The organism is Bacillus cereus group sp. N14, from assembly GCF_016483555.1.
Lineage (GTDB): Bacteria > Bacillota > Bacilli > Bacillales > Bacillaceae_G > Bacillus_A > Bacillus_A wiedmannii.
This window is the reverse complement of sequence record NZ_JAEHBQ010000030.1, coordinates 1-23,362: the sequence shown is the minus strand read 5'-3', so window position 1 is coordinate 23,362 and position 23,362 is coordinate 1. Positions and strand designations below refer to the sequence as shown.

Here is a 23,362-nt window from a genome sequence, read left to right as displayed (position 1 = left end):
ATTTAAACATAAATATACCTTGATTTATAAGTGAATTAGAGTGCGGAATTGAAATGTGTATTATTGTTCTTTAAAAAGAATATAACTGGAAAGAGAAAGGTTCATGAAATAAATAAAACAAAATATTTGCAGTAACTTGTTGTATAGGAGGGAGGGGAAAAATGAGCGCTATAACTGGCATTATTCACTTTAATAATGAACCTGTATCAATTGAACATGGAACACGATTAATGAGTGGTTTACAAAAGTATCCTGCTAATGATATTCAAATATGGCACAAAGAAAATGCTTTTCTAGGGTGTCACGCACAATGGATTACACCCGAGTCAGTTGGTGAACAATTACCATTCTATAATTATGAAAAACAACTGGCAATTACCGCAGATGCTATTATTGATAATCGTTATGAGTTGTTTGAAAAATTACAAGTAGATTATGTAGATAGAAAAAACATGACAGACAGTGAATTGATTTTATTATCTTATCAGAAATGGGGAGAAGCAGCACCGAAATATTTGGTGGGCGATTTTGCTTTTATGATTTGGGATGAGAAAAAACAAATGCTTTTTGGTGCTAGGGATTTTTCGGGAAGCCGAACTCTTTATTTTTATCGTAGTGAGGAAAGGTTTGCTTTTTGCTCTATTATAAATCCACTATTTTCTCTACCAGAAGCTGAGAGAAAATTGAATGAACAGTGGCTTGCTGAATTTTTAGCAATACCTGTGAATTTTGAATCAGTAGATCCTTCTTCAACGGTATATAAAACTGTTGAGCAAATTCCACCTTCCCATGCTGTTATTGTAAAAAATGGGAAAGTGAAGTTATTGAGATACCATACACCAATTATTGGAGAAAGGCTTCAACTCAAATCGAACGAAGAGTATGAAGAAGCGTTTTTGGAAGTGTATCAAAATGCGATAAGATCACGTTTACGCACTCATCATCAAGTAGGGGCTCATTTGAGTGGAGGACTTGACTCGGGTTCTGTAGTTAGCTTTGCTGCACGAGATTTAAGTGCAGCAAATAAACGTCTACATACATATAGTTATGTCCCGGTAAAGGGGTTTGTAGATTGGACGCATAGAAGTAGAATAGCTGATGAACGACCTTTTATTCAATCAACTGTACAGCATGTAGGAAATATTAAGGAACATTATTTAGATTTTGAAGGAAGAAGTCCTCTATCAGAAATAGATGATTGGCTTGAAATTCTAGAGATGCCATACAAATTCTTCGAGAATACTTTTTGGCTTAGGGGAATCTATGAGGAGGCCCGGTTACAGGGGATTGGAGTACTCTTAAATGGACAGAGAGGAAACTGGACGGTGTCATGGGGATCGGCTGTGGACTATCAAGCTATGCTTTTGAAAAAGATGAATTTGCGTCGCTTTTTGCAAGAGTTATATTCGTATAGTAAAAATATTGGTGTAAAGAAATCGCGAGTATTTTCAGTAGTGAAAAAAAAGGCATTTCCGTTTTTGAATCGAATATCTTCATCGAAAAATCAAATCGTTTTCCCAAGATTTATTAATCCAGAATTTGCAAATAGAATGAATGTGTTCGATAAGCTTCTAGAGCATGATGTTGATATAACAGGAACCTCTATAACAGATGTATATGAAATAAAAAAAAGGCAATTTGACCAGTTATATTATTGGAATATAACTGGTACATACGGATCTAAATTATCTTTGCGCTATTCTTTATGGGATCGAGATCCAACGAATGATTTACGGGTTGTTAAATTTTGTTTAGCTGTTCCAGAAGAACAATACGTTCAAAATGGTGTAGATCGGGCACTAATTCGAAGAGCAACCAAAAATTATTTGCCTGATAAAGTAAGGTTAAATCAACTTACTCGAGGTGTTCAAGGTTCTGATGGTGTTTATCGTATGACGCATCAATGGAGTGGATTTATTGAAGAGCTTGAGCAGCTTAGTAAGGATCCTATAATTTCAGAATTCTTGGATATAGAGGTTATTAGAACTGCGATTTCTAAGATTAAAGAAGAACCCCATCCAGAATATGCATTTGATTTAGATTTTCGAATTTTAATGCGTAGTTTAATAGTATATCGATTTATGAAGAAAATTATTTGAAGGGAGGTGACATAATGAAAAAAGATTGGACAATTCCTACACTGGAAGTACTTGATATTAATATGACAATGGCTGGACCGGGACTTAAAACACCGGATGCTGTTCAACCAGATGTTGATGAAGTAGTGCACTATAGTTAATTCATCGAGTAGCAATTAGATCTTATGTTTCCTATCCCCTTATACATTAGAAGTATAAGGGGTATTTGTAAAACAACGCTGATAATTATTTGGAGTGAGAGAGTTGATTAAAACTACAAAAAAAAATATGTATAAAGTTTTTGGGTTAAGGGTGTTGAGTGAAATTCAATTTCCAGAATTACCTAGAATTAATGAACAAGAAGAAACGATAGAAGTAATAATACAAACTGCTGATTTATTTCAGAAATGGAGTGAATTTACTAACACAGAACAAAATTTTGTAGTTGATAAAAACGTAGTTATGATTCGTATTCCTGATACAGCTATATTTTCTATACAAGAAGGAAAGCAAATAGTTGTTTCACCAATGAAAGAAGCTTGTGAAGATAAGATTCGTCTTTATATACTTGGAACTTGTATGGGTGCCTTGCTAATTCAAAGAGGGATTTTACCATTACATGGTAGTGCAATAAATATTGATGGGAAAGTTTATGCCTTTGTAGGTGATTCAGGAGCAGGTAAATCAACTCTTGCATCGGCTTTTTTAAGTAAAGGATACAAAATTTTGAGTGATGATGTAATTGCTGTGACAGTTTCGTCAGATAAGACTCCAATTGTGATTCCATCTTATCCGCAACAAAAATTATGGGCGGAAAGTTTGAATGCTTTTGGAATGGGAACGGCAAGTTATAATCCGTTGTTTGAACGAGAAACAAAGTATGCTGTTCCTGTACAATCTCATTTTTTCTCTGAACCATTACCTCTTGCAGGTATTATTGAGTTAACGAAAACAGAGGATGAGAATGTTGAATTGATTCGAATCGAAGGACTTGAACGACTGCGTACATTATTTTTGCACACGTTTCGTAAGTTTTTAATTGCGCAATTAAAATTAACAGAGTGGCATTTTACTACTTCTACAAGCGTGATAAACAAAGTAGATATGTTTCATTTGAAACGTCCCAATAATAGGTTTACAGCGCATGAACTTGTATCAATTATATTAAAAACTATACAAGGAGGAGTAATAGATGATGTATACAGAGAGAATTTCTCTAAAGTCTCAGATTGTGCAAAGTGAAGAGAATATTGTGAGTGATATGGATGGGGAAAAAGTGATGCTAAATGTTCAAAAAGGGAAATATTATAATTTGGGACAAACAGGGGGGGAAATTTGGGAACTAATAAAAACTCCAATTATGGTTACTGAACTTGTTAGTACATTGTTGTCAAAGTACAACATTGAACGGAGTGATTGCGAAGAGCAAGTTCTTTCCTTTTTAGATTGTTTATTTCAAGAAGGTTTAATTCAAATAAAAGGTTAATCTAATAGATAGATTCGTAATGTCAAGAGAACTGTTAGGATGGGATTCATGAATATTGTGAAGAGGTTAAGGGTATTTTTATCACTGAACATGGACACAAAGCTTTTATTATTAGAGGCTTTTATTTTTTTAGGGTGGGCGCGTGTATTAAAAAGTATTACCTTCTCCAAAGTTGCACCTTCTTTAGGGGAGTATATGAATGAAACATTAGTTGCTCAAATTGAGCCACACGGAGATACACTAAAGAAGGTGTCTGAAGCTATTTCTATTATGAGTCGTTATACTTTTTGGGAAAGTCAGTGCCTTGTTAAAGCTATAGCTGGGATGAAAATGCTCGAAAAACGTCACATTGAGAGTACTCTTTATTTAGGAACTGCTAAGGATAGTCATGGTGAATTAATTGCGCATGCATGGTTACGGAGCGGTTCTTTTTATATTACTGGATCAGAAGGAATGGAGAAATTTACTGTCGTTGGATCATTTGCAAAGAGGCTAAGTGAGGACACTATTAAAGGAGAATAAAATGGAGAAAGATTTTGGTCTTAATGTAGAGTTCATGTCTAAGGAATTGAAACTGCTTTTTACAATTTTGAAGTTACAAGATGATGAGACAATGCAAACTTATAGTAGTGAATGGTTCATAGATATTGATTGGGAGGTTTTTCTTAAGCAAGCTGTGCATCATCGCGTTTATCCGGTGATATATCAAAAACTTAAACAGGTGGATGAAGAACTAATTCCTTCGCATATTGTACAAACCTTGAATAGAAAATATAAAAAAAATACATTTCAAATGCTTTATTTAAGTGCTGAAATGGAACGAATAAATAAACTATGTAGTGAAAATGAGATTCGTATGATTTTTCTAAAAGGACCTGTACTGTCTCAGGATTTATATGGAGATATTTCTTTAAGAACATCCTGTGATTTGGATGTTCTTATTCCGATGCAAAATTTAGAAAAAGTAGAAGGGCTACTTTGGGAGCAGGGGTATGTAAAAGATGATTATATTCAAACGATATTAAGTGATTGGAAATGGAGGCATCACCATATAACATTTTTCCATCCAACAAGGCGGATCAAACTTGAAATCCATTGGAGGTTAAATCCCGGACCGGGTAAGGAACCTGGGTTTGAAGAGCTTTGGAAGCGAAAGAGAAAAAGTACACTTACGAGTAATTCGGTATATATGTTAGGAAAAGAAGACTTGTTTTTATTTCTTGTATCTCATGGTGCTAGACATGGTTGGTCCAGGTTACGTTGGTTAGTAGATATAAAAAAAATTGTCGGTCAGGATCTTAACTGGAATGAGATTCATAAATTAATGAGAAAATATCAAGTGCTTCATTTAGGGGGACAAGCATTAATTTTGGCGTCACAATTGCTAGGTGTACAGCTAAATGAAAGCATGACGGAATTAGTAGCTAAGAAACATTCGAAGCAGTTAGCACAAGAAGCGCTATTTTATTTCAAGAAAATGATAAATTTACATTCAGAACCTGTTCCTGAAGAAGTACTTTCCTATCATAGTAGACATTTATTTTCACTGATGTCTAATCAACAAAAAATTATATTTATTTTGAGCCAGCTTTACCCTTATCCAATTGATGCAAAAACATTACCGTTGCCAAAATTCCTTCATTTTTTATATTTTCCTTTACGTCCGTTTTTATGTCTTTGGAGGAAAACAAAGAAGCTTGCTTTGTTATAGGGGGGACATCGATGAATCATATTATATATTTTATGAAAAAATTATACTCTTCAGCGGGAAAAATACTGTATGTGAATTTATTTGGTATGGTTTTAATAAGTTTACTTGAAGGGATAGGGATTATTTTATTAATTCCTATGATAAGTATGACTGGAGTAATTAATATAGGCGAGGAGTCTACTTTTATTGCACCTGTCTATAGGTTTTTGCAGGATTTTCCTAAAACGACAAGTCTAATTTCTATTTTAGGTATATATATACTAATAGTGTTAGGTCAAAATCTACTACAAAGAAACATAACCTTAAGGGATGCGAGAACACAACAAGTTTTTGTAAGAGAATTAAGAATAGAAACATATAGTATGATTCTAAAAGCGAAGTGGAGTTTTTTTTTAGAGAAAAGGAAAACAAATCTAATAAATATATTAACTACAGAATTAGCTCGCGTAAGTTATGGGGTTAATTTAATTTTACAATTGTTAGCTGCTATTCTGTTTACATTCATACAGGTGGGGATTGCGTTTTTATTATCTCCCAAAATAACGATATTTGTTTTGGGCTTTGGCTTATTATTCTTGGTAGCTTCTCGTGTTTTTATAAAAAAAGCACGAATACTAGGCGGTAAGACCTCAAAATTGGCACAAGGCTATCTTTCTGGTATAACAGATCATTTTAATGGAATTAAAGATATAAAGAGTAATACTTTGGAAGCATCACGTTTAGAATGGTTACAAACTATAACAGGAAAGATGAGTAACGAACAAATGGAGTATATGAGAATAAGATCGAACTCTCAATTGTTTTATAAAGTTTCAATGGCTATTTTAATTGCATTTTTTATATTATTATCAGTAAGTATATTGAAAGCTCAGCCCACCCAATTACTATTAATCATTCTCATCTTTTCGAGACTATGGCCAAGATTCATGACAATTCAGTCTAATTTAGAACAGCTTGCGGCAAGCATTCCTGCTTTTAAGTCATTATGGGAATTACAAGGGGAATGTATTGAAGCGATTGAAATGCAGGATATACAGCAAAAACATATAAAGCCGATTTGTATAGAACAGGGTATTGAATGTAAGGATATTTATTTTCGGTATAATAAGAAGGAGCCTTTGTATGCGCTTCAAAATATTAATGTACAAATACCAATCAATAGTATGACGGCCATTGTGGGACATTCGGGAGCTGGGAAGAGTACATTAATCGATGTTTTAATGGGGTTGATTCAACCAGAAAAAGGTCAAGTGTTAATAGATGGAACTCCTTTTACAAGTGAAAATTTACTGTCATTGAGACGGGCTGTTAGTTATGTGCCACAAGATCCTTTTTTATTTAATGCAAGCATAAGAGAAAATTTATTGATGATTGAGCCGAATTCGAGTGAAGAACAAATTTGGACTGCATTAGATTTTGCGGCGGCAGCTGAATTTGTACGAATGCTTCCAAAAGGGCTTGATACTCTCATTGGAGATCGTGGAGTGAGACTTTCAGGTGGTGAACGTCAACGACTTGTACTAGCTCGAGCTATTTTAAGACAACCATCCATTTTAGTATTAGATGAAGCTACGAGCGCATTAGATACTGAAAATGAGGTGAAAATCCAATCAGCAATAGAAAGATTGAAAGGAACGATGATTATTGTTGTTATTGCGCATCGTTTATCTACGATCCGTAATGCAGATCAAGTTATTGTTTTAGGAAAAGGTGAAATTGTTCAAAAAGGTGAATTTAATCAATTGGCTAAAGAGAGAAAAGGTGTATTTCGAAATTTGTTAAGGTCACAAATGGAAGTTGGTTCTTAGAGAGGAAAGAGTGAATGAATTTTTGTATTCATACAGTTCGAATCGAATAAAAGCCTGAGTGATGGCCAGTTATAACAGGACATTATTCAGGCTTTTATTTGTACGTTTTCTACATTTAGGGAGTAAATATAAATGAGTACCTTGCAATGAATAATACTAAGTGGTATATTATGGATATGACAGGTACCGTGTATTGAACAGTACTGAAATGAGAAAGGGGGATTGACCTTGAACGTTCAGTTTAAAAAAGGTGTGTTAGAACTGTGTGTTTTGGCACTTGTGAAACGTAAAGATTGTTACGGTTATGAACTTGTACAGCAAATCTCAAATAAATTTTTAATATCGGAAGGGTCAGTGTATCCTTTATTACGTCGTTTAACGAAAGAAGGGTATTTTCAAACGTATTTGAAAGAATCTACGGAGGGGCCGCCTCGTAAATATTATCAACTAACTGAGCAAGGGGAAACGCAACTGAATTTGTTAGTAACAGAGTGGCGTGATTTTGCAAAAGGCGTACAAGAAATTATTGAAGGGGTGGAATGGGATGAGTAAAGAACAGTTTCTTAAAGAATTATCAAGTCATCTTAGAAAGTTACCGGAAGAAGAGAGGAAAGATATTTTATTTGATTATGAAGAGCATTTTCAGTTTGGGAAAGAAGAGGGGAAAACTGAATCGGAAATAATAAAAGGCCTTGGCTCTCCGAAAGTAATTGCCAAAGACTTACTTGCTTTGTATCGCTTTGATGAAATGAAAAAGGACCCATCTACTTCGAATATAACAAGGGCTGTTATGGCAGCGATTGGACTTAGTTTGTTTAATTTTATTATTGTGTTAGGCCCGTTAGTTGCAATTATTGCTTTTATATTTTCCTTCTGGCTCGGTGGAATTGCTAGTGTAGTGACACCATTTTTCGTTATTGGAAAAGTATTTATGGGTACTTTTATATGGTTGGATGTATTCGTTAGTATAACGTTTGTTGGAGTAGGTTTGTTGTTATGTATTATCGCTTATTATAGTACGAAGTGGTTTAAAAAGTTATGCGTACGTTATGTAATATGGAACTTCAAAATGATAAAAGGGGAGTAGATGATGAAGAAAATATTGTTAGTAGCTATCGCTTGTATCATTATTGGAGTAATAGGGATTTCACAAACATATGAAAAAGCAGTGCAAACTGCAGAAGAAGGAAATAAAGAAGACGTAATTAAAAACGAAACACTAAAAAATATAGAAGTTAAGTTAGATGCTGGGGATATTGTTGTCCAAAAATCTCCCGACTCTTCTTTTTATGTAAAGCAATCAGGAGATGTACGTAAACACGAGGTTCGTATTGACGAAGATGGTGACACATTAAAAATTATTGGGGAAAGAGAAAAAGGTGCTTCATTTGATTTTTCTTTTTACGATTTTAGATTTCAAACGTCTACAATAACTCTCCTCGTGCCTGAACGTTCTTACCAAGAGATAAAAGTAAATTCATCCGCTGGACAAATAGAAATAAGTGATGTGAAAAGTGATCATGTAAGTGTTGGAACAATGGCTGGAGAAGTAGATTTGAAACATGTCACAGCTAAGAGTGTGGAGGGATCTACAAAAGCTGGTGAGGTGAACTTTAAAAAAGTAATAGGGAAAGTAACAGCGAAGTCGGCTAGTGGGGAAGTGCATATTATGGATCATGATCCTAAATATGACGTAGAGGCAAGTTCAACTGCTGGTGATGTAGATATAACTTTATTGGAAAAACCACAAGATGCAGTTATAACGGGGCAAAGCGCTGCTGGCGAAGTAATGATTTTTAATGAAGAAAATAAAAATGTAACAATTGGCAATGGTAGTAAAAAGATTAGTGGTAAAACAGCTGCTGGCGATGTGACGATTGAAACTCGTTCATAAGAAATAGAATGTATGAAAATCTATCAAAATACAAAAAAGAAGATAATTACCGTATATAAATAAGGTAATTATCTTCTTTTATTATTCTTAATGTAAATCACGATATACGCCAATTACTTTTCCGATAACTGATACTTGTTTTAAAATGATAGGTTCTAATGAAGAGTTTTCCGGTTGTAGACGGAAATGGTCTTTTTCTTTATAGAAACGTTTAACAGTTGCTTCGTTATCTTCTGTTAAAGCGACTACAATTTCACCGTTGTATGCAGACTGTTGTTGGCGAACAACAACTAAATCCCCATCGAAAATACCAGCTTCAATCATACTATCTCCGGAAATACGTAACATAAATACTTGGTCTGCTCCAGCAACAATGCTAGCTGGAAGTGGGAAGTGATCTTCTACACTTTCAACTGCTGTAATCGGTAATCCAGCAGTAACTTTTCCGACAATTGGAACTTGAATAACAGATTGTGTCTCTGTATCCATTCGGTTGTCACCTAAAATTTCAATTGCTCTTGGTTTTGTTGGATCGCGTCGAATATATCCTTTTTCTTCTAGTCGTGATAAATGTCCGTGCACTGTAGAACTAGAAGCGAGGCCGACTGCTTGACCGATTTCACGTACGGAAGGAGGATATCCTTTTTCTTGTACTTTTAGCTTAATAAAGTCGAGAATGTCTTGCTGGCGTTTCGTTAACTTTTCCATGTTTTCTAACACCTCGTTTTCTTTCATTTTTCTTATTAATAAGTATAACATGCGAAAAAACATTCTACAAACATAAGTTCGAACGAAAGACGAATTTATGATACACTATAAGGAAAATATAGTGAGAAAGAAGGGTTCAAAATGAATGCAATTATTTATGCGCGTGTGAGCACAACAAAAGAAGAACAGGAAACATCATTATTGCGTCAAAAAGATGAATTATTGCATTTAGCTGAGCGCTATCAAATGAATGTTGTAAAGGTGATTGAGGAGCAGGCTAGTGGTTATACAATTGAACGTGATGGCATATTAGAAGTGCTAGATACAATTCGCGATGAACAAGTTGATGTACTTCTCATACAAGATGAAACGCGCCTTGGTAGAGGGAATGCAAAGATTGCATTAATGCACTGTTTACATAAAGAGGGAATAAAAGTATATACGCATACGCATAATGGAGAATTAGAACTCTCTGACTCTGATTCGATGGTACTAGATATAATTGGGATTGTTGAAGAGTATCAAAGAAAGATCCACAATTTAAAAATTAAACGTGGCATGCAAAGAGCGGTAGAGAAAGGATTTCGTCCAGAAAATAATTTGAAAAATCGTCATTTAAGTATAGGACGTGAGAAGAAAGAAGTGCCAATTGAGGAAATTGTACGTTTACGCCGGAATGAATTAACTTTTGAAGAAATTGCAGCAACACTTCGTGGTTTTGGTCATGATGTTTCAAAAGCAACTGTACATCGAAGATATGTAGAATATACAAAGCAATTGCTTGATAAAGAGGACTAACTATTGTATGATAATAATCAGTTTTGAGTAAAAGGGGGATTCGAGATGCAAAGTCACGAACTCATTGAACGCATTAACTTCTTAGCGAAAAAAGCAAAAGCTGAAGGCTTAACTGAAGAAGAACAACGTGAGCGCCAATCGCTACGTGAACAATATTTAAAAGGATTTCGTCAAAATATGTTAAACGAACTTAAAGGAATTAAAGTTGTTAACGAAGAAGGTACTGATGTTACACCGGCGAAATTAAAAGCTTTAAAAAAGCAAGATAATGCAAAATTAAACTAAAAGATGGGCGAAGCCCATCTTTTTTATTTATTATATCCGTTATTTAATAACTTTCCAGTTGTTATTGACTGTTGCTTCTATATTTTTGTGCTTCAATATATAGTTAGCGATAAGTTCAGACATATCTGTTGGTATGTCTTTTATTACGGGCTTATTTTGAAACATAAAGAAGTTCCCTCCGCCACTTGCGCGATAATTATTCATAACGACGTCATATTCTTCATTCATATGAAGTGGAGCGCCTTTATACTGTAAGGATTCTACTCTCTCGCCAATTGGTTTGGAAATGTTTAATACGTACGAAATTCCTTCCCACATATCGTAATTATAGTGTTGCGGCTTTGGTTCTATGTAGGTAGGGTTTACGATGATAGTTCCATTTGCTTTTAATATGAAATAAGAAGCAGAGAGTTCAAGGGCATCTTTTATATCCGCTCCAGTTATTCTAATTACTTTTAATGTATTTGGATAAATATAATTAGAAACGATGTCACGCATTGTTACGCGATTAGGGAAACCTGGAGATGTATTATGGAATAAGCTTGTACAAGAAATGGAAACATTAGCTATATCCATCTGTATTTTATTTATGAATTCAATAAAAGGATGGTCTTGCAAACGAGTTTGCATAGCATCTGAAATTTGCATGTCCCCATAGATTACTCCAATAGGTTGATCGAGCCAATTTTGTGTTTTTTCTTCATAATCGGCAACCAAGGAAAGAATATCTTGGTCAGCCTCAATTCCTTGTACGGGCAATAATTGTGAATAACTCTCTTTTTTTTTCCATTTTTTTTCTGTTTTTTCGAATGTTACTGTTACTTTTCCAACGGAGTGTCCATTGCATCCAATCTGTAAAATTGTTACACCATTCATTACGGTGTGAGCGATTTCCCGGTGTTGGTGGCCTGTTAGTAAAATGTCTATACCTTCAATTTCATGGCACATTGCATATCCTTGGTTTTCACCTGTTAAAACTTCAGTCGGTACCCCAGTTTGTAAATCGCGTTCAAATCCCCCATGGTAGGCTACGACTAATAAATCTGGTTTCTCGTGTTCGCGAATGTAAGAAACCCATCTTTTTGTTGTTTCTAATGCATCTTCAAATTGTAAATCTTGAATGTGATGGGGGTGTTCCCAATTGGGAATGTAATGCGTTGTCATCCCTAAAATAGCAATTTTTATATTTGATTCAATATGTTTTATTATATATGGTTTCCCGAAATAAGGTTCTTTTCTGTTTTTATCTAAAATATTTGCTGATAGATACGGAAAGTTTGCAGTAGAAATAGCATTATTTAATATGTCCATTCCATAATTAAATTCATGATTCCCAATAACTGCAGCATCATAACGTAAATAGTTCGCTAATAAAGACATTGGATTTTTCTTATCTTCTTCGTATGTAGCGTAATGATAAGTGAAGGGTGTTCCTTGTATGAAGTCACCGTTATCAATTAAAAGAACGTTTCTATTTTGGGAACGTTCTTTTTTTATAAGAGTAGAAATTTTGGCTAAACCAATTTCAGCTTGGGAGTTATCTTGGTAGTGAATTGGATAAACAGTGCCATGTATATCACTTGTTAATAAAATGTTTAAAGTTACAATTTGATTTGGATTCAATATCATTCACCTTTTCTATTGTTATCTACTAATTAAGCATATCAAATATATGAAGAGAATTTTAATGAGAATGTATAGAATGTGTAAAGATTCTGTAAATAAGCAATTGTACGTGAAAATGTGTGATATATTTCTTCATGTTTACGGAAGGCAATTTTATAACAACAAAATTGGAGGCATTAATATGTTGAAAAAAGTTTTTGCAATGAGTACGACAGTTGTACTAGCGGCGGGATTATTAAGTGGTTGTGGAACGAAAGAATCAAGTGCAAGTAAAACTGAAGATACGAAAAAAGGTTATGTACCGAAGACTTTAAATGTTCAATTTGTTCCTTCTCAAAATGCAGATACGTTAGAGGCAAAGGCAAAACCATTGGAAAAGTTATTAAGTGATAAATTAAATATTCCGGTAAAAGTTAGCATTTCAACGAATTACAATACAATTGTAGAAGCGATGGCGTCTAAGCAAGTAGATGTAGGGTTTTTACCTCCAACAGCGTATGTGCTAGCGCATGAGAAAAAGGCTGCAAACGTAATTTTACAAGCACAACGTTTTGGAGTAGATGATGAAACGGGAGCTCCTACAAAGGATTTAGTAGACTTTTATAAATCTGAGTTTGTAGTTAAGAAAAATTCAAATATTAACAGTGTAAAAGATTTAAAAGGTAAAAAAATTGGTTATCAAGATGTAACGTCATCAGCGGGGTATGTATGGCCTGCGGCTGTATTGTTAAAAGAGGGAATTGATCCACTAAAGGATGTGAAACCTGTTACATTAAAAGGTCACGATCAGTCGCTGATTGCTCTTTTAAATGGTGATGTAGATGCATCTGTTGTATTCCAAGATGCTCGTAATATTGTGAAAAAAGATTATCCGAATATATTCGATCAAACGAAAATAGTGAAATTTACGGAAAAAATTCCAAATGATACGATTTCGGTACGTTCTGATTTAGATGCAGAGTGGAGTAAGAAATTACAGGACGCTTTCATTGAAATAGGAAAGAATGAGGAAGGTCACAAAATCATTAAAGAAGTATATTCACATGAAGGATATGTTAAATCTGATGATAGTAAATTTGATATCGTTCGTGAATATGGAAAGAAAGTAAAAACGCAATAATACATATGGAAATGGCAGCTAACTGGAAGGCATATGTTTCCAGTTAGTTTGCCATTTTGAATACATAGAAGGTAGGTAAGATGTGTGATAGAATTTCGAAATGTTTCCAAAATGTATCCGAATGGTACAAAAGGATTGAATAATATAAACTTGAACATTCAAAAAGGTGAGTTTGTTGTAATGGTAGGGCTGTCGGGGGCTGGAAAGTCTACACTTCTTAGATCGGTAAATCGCCTTCATGAGATTACAGAAGGAGAAATCTTGATTGAAGGTGAGTCTATTACTGCTGCGAAAGGAAAAGAATTACGACGCATGCGCCGGGATATTGGTATGATTTTTCAAAGTTTTAACCTTGTAAAACGATCAACGGTTTTGAAGAATGTATTAGCTGGGCGTGTTGGATACCATTCGACTTTTCGTACAACGTTAGGTCTATTTCCAAAAGAAGATTTGGAGCTTGCCTTTCAATCGTTAAAAAGGGTGAATATTTTAGAAAAAGCATATGCGCGAGCTGATGAATTATCAGGAGGACAACAGCAACGTGTATCGATTGCTAGAGCGTTGGCGCAAGAAGCAAAAATCATATTGGCAGATGAACCTGTTGCGTCGTTAGATCCGCTAACAACAAAGCAAGTATTAGATGATTTGAAAAAAATTAATGAAGATTTTGGGATTACAACAATTGTAAACTTACATTCTATTGATTTAGCTAGGCAATATGCGACACGCATTATTGGATTACATGCAGGCGAAATTGTTTTTGATGGTTCAGTAGAAGAGGCAACGGATGAAAAATTTGCTGAAATTTATGGAGACGTAGCGCAGAAAAGTGAATTATTAGAGGTGGCAGTTAAATGAATGACGCGACGATATATTCAAAATCGATACCGAAGCCGCCGAGTAAGTTGAAACATATGTTAACGGCTATTCTAGTCATTTTACTGTTGTGGGGAAGTAGTGTACAGGTCGACGCATCATTTTCAAAACTAGTAGTTGGTTTTCCTAATATGATTGATTTGTTAAAAGAGATGGTGCCGCCTGATTGGAGTTATTTTCAAGTTATTACAACAGCGATGTTAGATACAATACGTATGGCGATTATTGGGACGACTTTAGGAGCGATTTTAGCTATTCCACTGGCACTATTTGCGGCAAGTAATGTGTTTACTAGTACATTTTTGTACGGTCCAGCTCGATTGGTTTTAAATTTTATCCGAACGATACCAGATTTATTATTAGCGGCAATTTTCGTAGCTATTTTTGGAATAGGACCACTTCCAGGTATTTTAGCTCTTACTTTTTTCTCAATTGGGCTCGTGGCGAAATTGTTGTATGAGTCAATGGAATCGATTGATCCAGGTCCATTAGAGGCGATGACAGCAGTAGGAGCAAATAAAGTGCAATGGATTGTGTATGGGGTAATTCCGCAAGTGAAAGCACATTTTGTCTCCTATGTTCTTTATACATTTGAGGTGAACGTACGTGCAGCAGCTGTTTTAGGTTTAGTAGGAGCGGGTGGTATTGGGTTGTATTATGACCGTACACTTGGATTTTTACAATATCAACAAACTGCATCTATTATTATTTATACTCTTGTTGTTGTATTGTTAATTGATTATGTAAGTACATTGTTGCGGGAGAAATTATAATGAGTAAAACGACGATAATTGTACCAAAACCGAAGAAACCGAGTGTGTATCGCTGGTTTATTTTTATAGCACTTGCATTTGTTTATGTATGGGCTTTTTCAGGAGTCCCGCTAGAGGGAATAAAGGATACGGCAGGAGAAATTACAAAAGCAATTATGACAGGTGTATTGAATCCAGATTGGTCGTATGTATCTTTGCCAGATGGTGAAGATTTATTACATGGCTTAATTGATACGTTGGCAATTGCGATATTAGGTACATTTATTTCTGCCTTTTTATCTGTTCCATTCGCTTTTTGGGCGGCAACGAATATGAGCAGTGGAAAATTAACGGCAGGAACTGGGAAATTTGTACTTAGTTTTGTTCGTACATTTCCTGAATTAGTTATGGCTCTTTTATTTATAAAAGCTGTTGGACCAGGTTCCTTTGCCGGAGTTCTAGCTTTAGGATTACACTCTATCGGAATGTTAGGGAAATTATATTCAGAAGGAATTGAAAATATAGATAAAGGACCGACGGAAGCGTTAATAGCTACAGGTGCGAATCGCTTTCAAATACTTTGGTATGCAGTATTGCCACAAGTATTACCGGATTTTCTATCGTATACGTTATACAGGTTCGAAATTAATGTACGATCCGCTGCTATTTTAGGTGTTATTGGAGCAGGTGGGATTGGTACGCCTCTAATTTTTGCACTGAGTTCACGCAATTGGTCTCGTGTGGGGATTATTTTATTGGGTATTATTTTAATGGTAATTATCATTGATTTTATTTCAAGTTCGATACGGAAGAAAATTGTATAATTTATTTTAAGCACCTATAAAAGGTGCTTTTTTATATAATAAGAATAATAAATGTGAGCAATAGGGGGGATAATTTGGCTTTACAGCACGAGTTTGTATTTGTTTCGAATGAAGAAAAAGGGTTGGATTTTATAGGTATAGATTGGATTGAACTTTGTTTTCTATATAAAGAAAAGGCAACGATAGATGAGTGTGTTGTATTAAGTGATGAGCTAATCGTATATCTATTAGATTTTACCCATTTGATTCCGACCTATTATCCAGCGAAAAGAGCAGAAGGATTTGGAATTCACTATTATGGTATTACGAAAATAGAACAGCAAGGGGCAGTGATAGCAGAACAGTTATTTTGTTCGCTAGTTAATATGCTTTCTCTAGCGCCAGAAACAATCGAACTGACAGGGCAGTTTCAATGGGAAAATGATAATAATACTGATGGAGAATATGAAAGATACGTATTTGATCGAGATAAATTATGCCAAGATTTAAATTCTTTTATTCGTTTGCTTTGCAGAGTGAAAAATGGGGAAGGATATATTTTGCATTATGGAATTTGAAAATGATGAATAAATATACAGATAATTCCCTTTCTTTTTAAAATAAAAATAATGAAAAAGTATGTCATATTGAATACCCATACATTCCCGAAATCACTGATTTTTTTATGAAAAACCAAAAAAATATCAACATATTTGTCGATACATGTTGTATAATCTTGCGTGGGAAGCTATCATATAAATGTATAAAACGTTTACTAATATAAGCGAAGGGAAGAATAGCATGTCACATTCAATCGAACAACTTTCTATCAACACGATTCGCACATTATCCATCGATGCGATTGAAAAAGCAAACTCTGGTCACCCAGGAATGCCAATGGGTGCAGCACCAATGGCTTATACATTATGGACTCAATTTATGAAACACAATCCAAATAACCCAACGTGGTTTAACCGTGATCGTTTCGTATTATCTGCAGGTCATGGTTCAATGTTACTATACAGCCTACTTCACCTATCTGGTTATGATCTAACAATGGATGACTTAAAGAACTTCCGTCAATGGGGAAGCAAAACTCCAGGACATCCTGAGTACGGTCATACAGCAGGTGTAGACGCAACTACTGGTCCACTTGGACAAGGTATTGCAACTGCTGTAGGTATGGCAATGGCTGAAAGACATTTAGCGGCTAAATATAACCGTGATGCGTATAATGTAGTAGATCATCATACATACGCTATTTGTGGTGATGGAGATTTAATGGAAGGCGTTTCTGCTGAAGCATCTTCATTAGCTGCTCATTTACAATTAGGTCGTCTTGTTGTGCTTTATGATTCAAACGATATTTCATTAGATGGCGATTTAAATCGTTCATTCTCTGAAAGTGTAGAAGATCGTTACAAAGCATACGGATGGCAAGTAATCCGTGTTGAGGATGGAAACGATATTGAAGCTATCGCGAAAGCAATCGAAGAAGCGAAAGCTGACGAAAAACGCCCAACGCTAATTGAAGTAAGAACGACAATTGGTTTCGGTTCTCCAAACAAATCAGGAAAATCAGCTTCACATGGTTCTCCACTTGGTGTAGACGAAACAAAATTAACGAAAGAAGCATATGCTTGGACTGCTGAGCAAGACTTCCATGTAGCAGAAGAAGTATATGACAACTTCCGTAAAACTGTACAAGATGTTGGTGAAACTGCGCAAGCAGCCTGGAACACTATGCTAGGTGAATATGCACAAGCATACCCAGAATTAGCAAACGAATTACAAGCGGCAATGAATGGTCTTCTTCCAGAAGGTTGGGAGCAAAAATTACCAACTTATGAATTAGGATCAAAAGCAGCAACTCGTAATTCTTCAGGTGCTGTAATTAATGCAATTGCAGAGTCTGTACCATCATTCTTCGGTGGATCTGCTGACCTTGCTGGTTCTAACAAAACATACATGAATAACGAAAAAGACTTTACAAGAGATGATTACAGCGGAAAAAACATTTGGTACGGTGTACGTGAGTTCGCAATGGGTGCAGCAATGAACGGTATTGCACTACATGGCGGTTTAAAAACTTACGGTGGTACGTTCTTCGTATTCTCTGACTACTTACGTCCAGCAATTCGTCTTGCAGCATTAATGCAATTGCCAGTAACGTATGTATTCACACACGACAGTATCGCTGTTGGTGAAGATGGTCCAACACATGAGCCAGTCGAGCAATTAGCAGCGCTACGTGCAATGCCAAATGTATCTGTTATTCGTCCAGCTGACGGTAACGAATCTGTTGCAGCTTGGAGACTAGCTCTAGAATCTACAAACAAACCAACTGCTTTAGTATTAACTCGTCAAGACCTTCCAACATTAGAAGGTGCAAAAGACGATACGTATGAAAAAGTAGCAAAAGGTGCATATGTAGTTTCTGCAAGCAAGAAAGAAACAGCTGATGTAATCTTACTTGCAACTGGATCTGAAGTAAGTCTAGCTGTTGAAGCACAAAAAGCTCTAGCAGTAGACGGCGTTGACGCAGCTGTTGTCAGCATGCCATCTATGGATCGCTTTGAAGCTCAAACTGCTGAGTACAAAGAATCTGTATTACCAAAAGCAGTAACAAAACGTTTCGCAATCGAAATGGGTGCTACATTCGGATGGCACCGTTACGTAGGTCTTGACGGAGATGTGTTAGGTATCGATACATTCGGTGCTTCTGCTCCTGGTGAGAAGATTATGGAAGAGTATGGATTTACTGTAGAGAACGTTGTTCGTAAAGTAAAAGAAATGCTTTAATGATTTTAGAAAAATCTCTCCGGCATGGAGAGGTTTTTCTATGTAAATGAGTTTTTTCGACAGAAAAAGTTTTTTATCTCTCCGCAGTCAGACAATCATTGCAAAATTTCTTCTATATAATGAAGGGAAAAGGTTGTCCAGATTGGGAGGCGAAAGATGAAAACGTATGAATTGTATTTAATTCAAGAGGATATTGCGAAAGCTTACTTTGGTCGTGAATATTTGTTTTTTGATTTATTTGCTCGATTTTCAGAATCTGGGTCCCTTTCGGAGAAAAAAGTGTTATATAAACAAATGATGTATATAACGATGCCATTACAAGTAATGAAAATTCACCATAAATTAGAACAAGCTTTGCGCGTTCTTGGTAAATATGATCGAACACATCATACACATACACTTTATACAGGAGCGGAATACGGCGAAATAATGGTGAAACCGCACTACATTCGCATGAATACCTCTGGAAACGTTTCTATGGAAACGACTTTCTTTGAAGTACTAAGGAAGTGTGAATTAACATTTTTAGCAATGGATTATGAAAATACAAAGTACGGATGGCTGAATCCTCTAAAACAAGTACGAACATATGTGTAAAAAATGTCGAATTGTATCTTGTCTTATTGAAAAGGTTTTAGTACACTGTAAGGTAGACAACATGAAGGAGGAAAATATATGCCAATTTGGTTAGGTATTCTAGTGGGCGTAGTAGCACTAGTAGCAGGCGTGGCGTTAGGATTTTTCATTGCCCGCAAATACATGATGAACTACTTAGAAAAAAATCCACCAATTAATGAACAAATGTTAAAAATGATGATGATGCAAATGGGACAAAAACCTTCCCAAAAGAAAATCAATCAAATGATGAGCGCGATGAGCAAGCAACAAACAAAATAAGCGCTAAAGGGCACTCGATAAGAGTGCCCTTTCCTATTGGACTTTTGAAGTGTTTAAAACTTTTAAAAATTCTGTATTTTTGGTAAACTGAAAACATCGCTCATTTTAAGGGAGGAGGATAAAAATGAAAGTATTTATTAATTTAGCTTGGTTTTTTAAACAAGAAAAACGAGCGTACATAATCGGAATTATTATGTTATTTGGTGTCGCGCTTCTTGAACTTGTAGCCCCGAAAGTACTAGGTATTGTAGTAGATGAAATTAATAATGGAACATTAACATCTGAAAAGTTGTTGAAGTGGGTTATTTTGTTAGTAGTTGTAGGGATTACTATGTACATATTACGTTATTTATGGCGTATTATGATTTTTGGATCTTCGTTAAAACTAGCTCGTCAATTACGGAAGAATTTATACGAACATTTTACGAAGATGAGTCCATCTTTTTATCAATCACGTCGTACGGGTGATTTGATGGCGCATGCGACTAATGATATTCAGGCGATTCAACAAACTGCTGGATCGGGCGTTTTAACATTGGTTGACTCATTAGCAGTTGGGGGATGTGTACTCGTAGCGATGGGTTTTACAATTAGTTGGAAGTTAACATTGTTAAGCTTAATTCCAATGCCGATTGTAGCGATTTCGACAAACTATTATGGAACGTTATTACATAAAAGGTTTCATAAAGCGCAGCAATCGTTTTCGGAAATCAATGATAAAGTGCAAGAGAGTATGAGTGGGATGAAGGTAATTCGATCAATTGGACAAGAGAAAGAAGATTTACAAGTATTCCGAAAAAAGTCAGAAGATGTTGTACATAAAAATATGTTAGTCGCACGTATTGATTCGTTGTTTGATCCGACAATCTCACTTATCGTTGGATTTTCTTTTTTAATTGCAGTATGTTACGGGTCAGTATTAGTTGTGAGAGGGGAATTAACTGTAGGTGATCTCGTTACATTTACAACGTATTTAGGTACCCTCGTTTGGCCAATGTTAGCCTTTGGGTGGTTGTTTAATATTATGGAGCGTGGGCGTGCTTCGTATGACCGTGTAGAAAAAATTCTCTCTCAAAAATCAGATGTAGTAAATAGAGAAGATGCTGTGCATACAATAGCGAGCGGTGATGTTACATTTGCGGTTGATTCATTTTCATATAAGAAAAATGAATTGTTACAGCTAATAGATGTTCACTTTGATTTAAAGAAGGGTGAAACACTAGGAGTGGTCGGACGTACAGGTGCCGGGAAAACGACTTTATTAAAATGTCTAATTCGTGAGTATGACCATTTTAATGGTGAATTAAAAGTTGGGGAGCGGGATATTCGCGATGTAACACTTTACGGTGTCCGTTCTGCCATTTCATACGTGCCGCAAGATCATTTTTTATTTTCGGCGAGTATTGGAGAGAATATTGCCTTCGGAAAGGCGGATGCTACATATAATGAAATTACCCGCGCTGCAGAGATTGCTTGTATTCATGATGATATCCTCCAATTTTCAGAAGGGTATGAAACAATAGTAGGAGAAAGAGGCGTTTCGTTATCTGGAGGCCAAAAACAGAGAATTTCTATTGCACGTGCGTTATTAACGAATGCGGAAATATTAATTTTAGATGATTGTTTATCAGCGGTAGATGCAAAAACAGAAGAAACGATTTTAAATGCATTAAAGAGGGAAAGATCAGGGAAAACAACGATTATTACTGCTCATCGTTTAAGTGCAATTCAACATGCTAATCTTATACTTGTTGTGGATGAAGGTAGAATTGTGCAACGAGGTACACATGAGCAATTAATGGAAGAAAACGGTTGGTATAAAGAGATGTATGAGAGCCAGCAGTTAGAAGCATTAGTTGAGAAAGGAGGCGTATGATGACTGAGAAGAAGCAGAGTGATTTAAGTAGATTGCTTTCTTATATGAAGCCGTATAAAGGGTTGCTATCTTTAGCATTTATCTTTTTAGTTGGTGCAACTGTAACTGAAATGATGGGTCCTTTTTTAATTAAACAATTTCTTGATGAACATTTAGTACCACGTAACTTTGATCAATCAGCACTTGTTACTCTATTTGTAGTGTATCTTATTGCTCACTTATTAAAAGTATTATTTACTTATTTAGACTTATTGTATTTTCAAAATATCGCTTTTAAAATTGTTCAAGATATGCGTGTTGAAGTATATGATCATGTTCAAAAGTTGTCATTAAGTTTCTTTGATCGTACGCCGATTGGTACGCTCGTATCGCGAATAACGAATGATACGGAAGCAATTAAAGATTTTTATGTCAGTGTATTATCCACATTTGTCAAAAATGTAGTCTTTTTAATAGGTATTTTAGTAGCAATGTTTTTATTAAATGTAAAACTAGCTCTATTTTCTCTCGTATTAATTCCGATCATGTTTGCAATTATGGTGCTATATCGCCGGAAAAGTGCAGCTTTTTATTTAGAAGTACGTAATCAATTGAGCGTGTTAAATGCAAAGTTAAATGAGTCTATTCAAGGAATGAATATTGTTCAAGTGTTCAGACAAGAAAAGCGTATGCGAAAAGAGTTTGAAGAAGTGAATAATAAACATTATAGTGCAGGGAGACGGACGTTAAAGTTAGACGCGTTACTTTTACGCCCAGCAACTGATTTAGTTCATATTGTAGCTATTGCGTTAGTACTTGGTTTATTCGGAATTGATGCTTTGAAGAGTCCTGTTGAAGTAGGAGTTCTATATGCGTTTGTTAATTATATACATCGTTTCTTCCAGCCTGTAAACGAGATGATGATGAAATTATCATTTTTCCAACAGGCACTTGTTTCATCATCACGTGTATTTCATTTAATGGATGAAAAAGATTTAGCGCCAGTTCAAAAAGGGGATGGAAATCCTCAAGTTGTTAATGGAGAAATTGAATTTAAAAATGTTACTTTTTCGTATGATGGAAAACGTGATGTTTTAAAAAATGTATCTTTTCACGTGAAACAAGGGCAAACGGTTGCTTTCGTTGGACACACTGGTAGCGGAAAAAGTACCATTATGAATTTGTTAATGCGATTTTATAATATTAAGTCAGGAAAGATTGTAATAGATGGTGTGGATTTAGAGAAATTTGAAGAACGAGAAATTAGAAAGAAAATAGGACTCGTATTGCAAGATGCATTTTTATTTGCGGGAAATGTAAAACAAAATATTCGTATGTACAATGAAGAAATTACGGATGAAGAAGTAAAAGAAGCGGCACAATTTGTGCAAGCCAATACGTTTATTGAAAAATTACCAGAGCAGTATGAAACAGAAGTAGTAGAAAGAGGAGCTGCATTTTCTAGCGGTCAACGCCAATTAATTGCTTTTGCTAGAACGATAGCAACGAATCCCAAAGTATTAGTATTAGATGAAGCAACAGCTAATATTGATACAGAAACTGAAGATGCGATCCAAACAGCATTACAGCAAATGAGAAAAGGGAGAACGACGATAGCCATTGCGCACAGGTTATCTACAATTCAAGATGCGGATCAAATCTTTGTTATGCATGATGGAGAAATAGTAGAAAGAGGTACACATCAAGAATTACTGAGTGAACAAGGATTGTATTATAATATGTATTTACTACAAAATAAAGGAAGTTTACAAAAAGCCTTGTAATTATGGTCTTATCCCTGTCAAGTAGACAGTATTAAAAAGACTAAGCAGCCATCGAGATTCGATATTCTATCGGAGCTCG

Annotated in this window: 24 protein-coding genes; 22 read left to right on the top strand and 2 right to left on the bottom strand. The window is 35.3% G+C overall.

Annotated elements, in window-relative coordinates:
• The first annotated feature begins 161 nt into the window (after positions 1-161).
• From JDS82_RS26465 to JDS82_RS26420, 10 genes are all read left to right on the top strand, one after another.
• A complete protein-coding gene (locus JDS82_RS26465; RefSeq protein ID WP_001274524.1) occupies positions 162-2,099 on the top strand; it encodes a lasso peptide isopeptide bond-forming cyclase in 1,938 nt (645 codons plus the stop codon).
• Positions 2,100-2,113: 14 nt separating this feature from the next.
• Positions 2,114-2,239: a paeninodin family lasso peptide gene (locus tag JDS82_RS26460; RefSeq protein ID WP_000711189.1), complete on the top strand. Its 126-nt coding sequence runs from the start codon at positions 2,114-2,116 to the stop codon at positions 2,237-2,239.
• A 103-nt stretch (positions 2,240-2,342) separates the two neighbouring features.
• Positions 2,343-3,320 (top strand): aldolase, encoded by a 978-nt coding sequence (locus JDS82_RS26455; RefSeq protein ID WP_199714183.1) that lies wholly within the window; start codon positions 2,343-2,345, stop codon positions 3,318-3,320.
• Positions 3,271-3,564: a lasso peptide biosynthesis PqqD family chaperone gene (locus JDS82_RS26450; RefSeq protein ID WP_000990396.1), complete on the top strand. Its 294-nt coding sequence runs from the start codon at positions 3,271-3,273 to the stop codon at positions 3,562-3,564. The genes JDS82_RS26455 and JDS82_RS26450 overlap by 50 nt, the downstream gene beginning before the upstream one ends.
• A gap of 48 nt (positions 3,565-3,612) precedes the next feature.
• Positions 3,613-4,086, top strand: a complete 474-nt coding sequence (locus tag JDS82_RS26445; RefSeq protein ID WP_048566292.1) for a lasso peptide biosynthesis B2 protein — start codon at positions 3,613-3,615, stop codon at positions 4,084-4,086.
• Between the two features lies 1 nt (position 4,087).
• Positions 4,088-5,275: a nucleotidyltransferase domain-containing protein gene (locus JDS82_RS26440; protein WP_048565866.1), complete on the top strand. Its 1,188-nt coding sequence runs from the start codon at positions 4,088-4,090 to the stop codon at positions 5,273-5,275.
• An 11-nt stretch (positions 5,276-5,286) separates the two neighbouring features.
• The gene (locus tag JDS82_RS26435; protein WP_048565867.1) at positions 5,287-7,083 is read left to right on the top strand and encodes an ABC transporter ATP-binding protein; all 1,797 of its coding nucleotides are present in this window, start codon (positions 5,287-5,289) and stop codon (positions 7,081-7,083) included.
• A 228-nt stretch (positions 7,084-7,311) separates the two neighbouring features.
• Positions 7,312-7,635 carry a PadR family transcriptional regulator gene (locus JDS82_RS26430; protein ID WP_001102620.1) on the top strand — a complete coding sequence of 108 codons (324 nt, stop codon included), beginning with the start codon at positions 7,312-7,314 and terminating at the stop codon, positions 7,633-7,635.
• Positions 7,628-8,170, top strand: coding sequence for a DUF1700 domain-containing protein (locus JDS82_RS26425; protein ID WP_000032405.1), 543 nt, complete (start codon positions 7,628-7,630; stop codon positions 8,168-8,170). Before JDS82_RS26430 ends, JDS82_RS26425 begins: the two co-directional genes overlap by 8 nt.
• The gene (locus JDS82_RS26420) at positions 8,171-8,977 is read left to right on the top strand and encodes a DUF4097 family beta strand repeat-containing protein (protein WP_033658712.1); all 807 of its coding nucleotides are present in this window, start codon (positions 8,171-8,173) and stop codon (positions 8,975-8,977) included.
• An 87-nt stretch (positions 8,978-9,064) separates the two neighbouring features.
• Here JDS82_RS26420 and lexA read toward each other — a convergent pair whose 3' ends face one another.
• Entirely contained in the window at positions 9,065-9,685 is a 621-nt protein-coding gene (lexA, locus tag JDS82_RS26415; protein WP_000413737.1) for a transcriptional repressor LexA, read from the bottom strand.
• A gap of 141 nt (positions 9,686-9,826) precedes the next feature.
• Between lexA and JDS82_RS26410 the strand changes: the two genes are divergently transcribed.
• Together JDS82_RS26410 and JDS82_RS26405 are read left to right on the top strand one after the other, a co-directional pair.
• Entirely contained in the window at positions 9,827-10,483 is a 657-nt protein-coding gene (locus JDS82_RS26410; protein ID WP_046956545.1) for a YneB family resolvase-like protein, read from the top strand.
• A 45-nt stretch (positions 10,484-10,528) separates the two neighbouring features.
• Positions 10,529-10,768 (top strand): DUF896 domain-containing protein, encoded by a 240-nt coding sequence (locus JDS82_RS26405; RefSeq protein ID WP_001190582.1) that lies wholly within the window; start codon positions 10,529-10,531, stop codon positions 10,766-10,768.
• Between the two features lie 39 nt (positions 10,769-10,807).
• Here JDS82_RS26405 and JDS82_RS26400 read toward each other — a convergent pair whose 3' ends face one another.
• The gene (locus JDS82_RS26400) at positions 10,808-12,391 is read right to left on the bottom strand and encodes a bifunctional metallophosphatase/5'-nucleotidase (RefSeq protein ID WP_199714182.1); all 1,584 of its coding nucleotides are present in this window, start codon (positions 12,389-12,391) and stop codon (positions 10,808-10,810) included.
• 184 nt (positions 12,392-12,575) lie between these two features.
• Here JDS82_RS26400 and JDS82_RS26395 point away from each other — a divergent pair, with 184 nt between their 5' ends.
• The 10 genes from JDS82_RS26395 to JDS82_RS26350 all read left to right on the top strand — a co-directional run bounded on the left by JDS82_RS26395 (position 12,576) and on the right by JDS82_RS26350 (position 23,283).
• A complete protein-coding gene (locus JDS82_RS26395) occupies positions 12,576-13,514 on the top strand; it encodes a phosphate/phosphite/phosphonate ABC transporter substrate-binding protein (protein ID WP_000915075.1) in 939 nt (312 codons plus the stop codon).
• 84 nt (positions 13,515-13,598) lie between these two features.
• Entirely contained in the window at positions 13,599-14,372 is a 774-nt protein-coding gene (phnC, locus tag JDS82_RS26390) for a phosphonate ABC transporter ATP-binding protein (RefSeq protein WP_000569233.1), read from the top strand.
• Positions 14,369-15,163, top strand: a complete 795-nt coding sequence (phnE, locus tag JDS82_RS26385; RefSeq protein WP_000996079.1) for a phosphonate ABC transporter, permease protein PhnE — start codon at positions 14,369-14,371, stop codon at positions 15,161-15,163. The genes phnC and phnE (JDS82_RS26385) overlap by 4 nt, the downstream gene beginning before the upstream one ends.
• Positions 15,163-15,966, top strand: coding sequence for a phosphonate ABC transporter, permease protein PhnE (gene phnE, locus JDS82_RS26380; protein ID WP_048565869.1), 804 nt, complete (start codon positions 15,163-15,165; stop codon positions 15,964-15,966). The genes phnE (JDS82_RS26385) and phnE (JDS82_RS26380) overlap by 1 nt, the downstream gene beginning before the upstream one ends.
• Before the next feature lie 74 nt (positions 15,967-16,040).
• Positions 16,041-16,523 (top strand): hypothetical protein, encoded by a 483-nt coding sequence (locus JDS82_RS26375; protein WP_048565870.1) that lies wholly within the window; start codon positions 16,041-16,043, stop codon positions 16,521-16,523.
• A 223-nt stretch (positions 16,524-16,746) separates the two neighbouring features.
• Entirely contained in the window at positions 16,747-18,747 is a 2,001-nt protein-coding gene (gene tkt, locus JDS82_RS26370) for a transketolase (protein WP_199714181.1), read from the top strand.
• A gap of 156 nt (positions 18,748-18,903) precedes the next feature.
• The gene (gene sirA, locus JDS82_RS26365; protein ID WP_000860645.1) at positions 18,904-19,344 is read left to right on the top strand and encodes a sporulation inhibitor of replication protein SirA; all 441 of its coding nucleotides are present in this window, start codon (positions 18,904-18,906) and stop codon (positions 19,342-19,344) included.
• Positions 19,345-19,422: 78 nt separating this feature from the next.
• Complete coding sequence (locus JDS82_RS26360; protein ID WP_001123316.1) at positions 19,423-19,644, top strand: YneF family protein; 222 nt, start codon at positions 19,423-19,425, stop codon at positions 19,642-19,644.
• Positions 19,645-19,768: 124 nt separating this feature from the next.
• Positions 19,769-21,520, top strand: coding sequence for an ABC transporter ATP-binding protein (locus JDS82_RS26355; RefSeq protein ID WP_199714180.1), 1,752 nt, complete (start codon positions 19,769-19,771; stop codon positions 21,518-21,520).
• On the top strand, positions 21,520-23,283 hold the full coding sequence (locus tag JDS82_RS26350; RefSeq protein WP_000136741.1) for an ABC transporter ATP-binding protein: 1,764 nt from the start codon (positions 21,520-21,522) through the stop codon (positions 23,281-23,283). Before JDS82_RS26355 ends, JDS82_RS26350 begins: the two co-directional genes overlap by 1 nt.
• The last annotated feature ends 79 nt before the right edge of the window (positions 23,284-23,362 follow it).

Bases quoted from the DNA above. Each gene is read 5' to 3' on its own strand.
- JDS82_RS26465 (WP_001274524.1), top strand. From the start codon at position 162: ATGAGCGCTATAACTGGCATTATTCACTTTAATAATGAACCTGTATCA.
- JDS82_RS26355 (WP_199714180.1), top strand. From the start codon at position 19,769: ATGAAAGTATTTATTAATTTAGCTTGGTTTTTTAAACAAGAAAAACGA.
- JDS82_RS26425 (WP_000032405.1), top strand. From the start codon at position 7,628: ATGAGTAAAGAACAGTTTCTTAAAGAATTATCAAGTCATCTTAGAAAG.
- JDS82_RS26360 (WP_001123316.1), top strand. From the start codon at position 19,423: ATGCCAATTTGGTTAGGTATTCTAGTGGGCGTAGTAGCACTAGTAGCA.
- JDS82_RS26440 (WP_048565866.1), top strand. From the start codon at position 4,088: ATGGAGAAAGATTTTGGTCTTAATGTAGAGTTCATGTCTAAGGAATTG.
- JDS82_RS26410 (WP_046956545.1), top strand. From the start codon at position 9,827: ATGAATGCAATTATTTATGCGCGTGTGAGCACAACAAAAGAAGAACAG.
- JDS82_RS26350 (WP_000136741.1), top strand. From the start codon at position 21,520: ATGACTGAGAAGAAGCAGAGTGATTTAAGTAGATTGCTTTCTTATATG.
- JDS82_RS26435 (WP_048565867.1), top strand. From the start codon at position 5,287: ATGAATCATATTATATATTTTATGAAAAAATTATACTCTTCAGCGGGA.
- tkt (WP_199714181.1), top strand. From the start codon at position 16,747: ATGTCACATTCAATCGAACAACTTTCTATCAACACGATTCGCACATTA.
- phnE (WP_048565869.1), top strand. From the start codon at position 15,163: ATGAGTAAAACGACGATAATTGTACCAAAACCGAAGAAACCGAGTGTG.
- JDS82_RS26460 (WP_000711189.1), top strand. From the start codon at position 2,114: ATGAAAAAAGATTGGACAATTCCTACACTGGAAGTACTTGATATTAAT.
- phnE (WP_000996079.1), top strand. From the start codon at position 14,369: ATGAATGACGCGACGATATATTCAAAATCGATACCGAAGCCGCCGAGT.
- JDS82_RS26395 (WP_000915075.1), top strand. From the start codon at position 12,576: ATGTTGAAAAAAGTTTTTGCAATGAGTACGACAGTTGTACTAGCGGCG.
- JDS82_RS26450 (WP_000990396.1), top strand. From the start codon at position 3,271: ATGATGTATACAGAGAGAATTTCTCTAAAGTCTCAGATTGTGCAAAGT.
- JDS82_RS26445 (WP_048566292.1), top strand. From the start codon at position 3,613: ATGAATATTGTGAAGAGGTTAAGGGTATTTTTATCACTGAACATGGAC.
- JDS82_RS26420 (WP_033658712.1), top strand. From the start codon at position 8,171: ATGATGAAGAAAATATTGTTAGTAGCTATCGCTTGTATCATTATTGGA.
- JDS82_RS26405 (WP_001190582.1), top strand. From the start codon at position 10,529: ATGCAAAGTCACGAACTCATTGAACGCATTAACTTCTTAGCGAAAAAA.
- lexA (WP_000413737.1), bottom strand. From the start codon at position 9,685: ATGGAAAAGTTAACGAAACGCCAGCAAGACATTCTCGACTTTATTAAG.
- sirA (WP_000860645.1), top strand. From the start codon at position 18,904: ATGAAAACGTATGAATTGTATTTAATTCAAGAGGATATTGCGAAAGCT.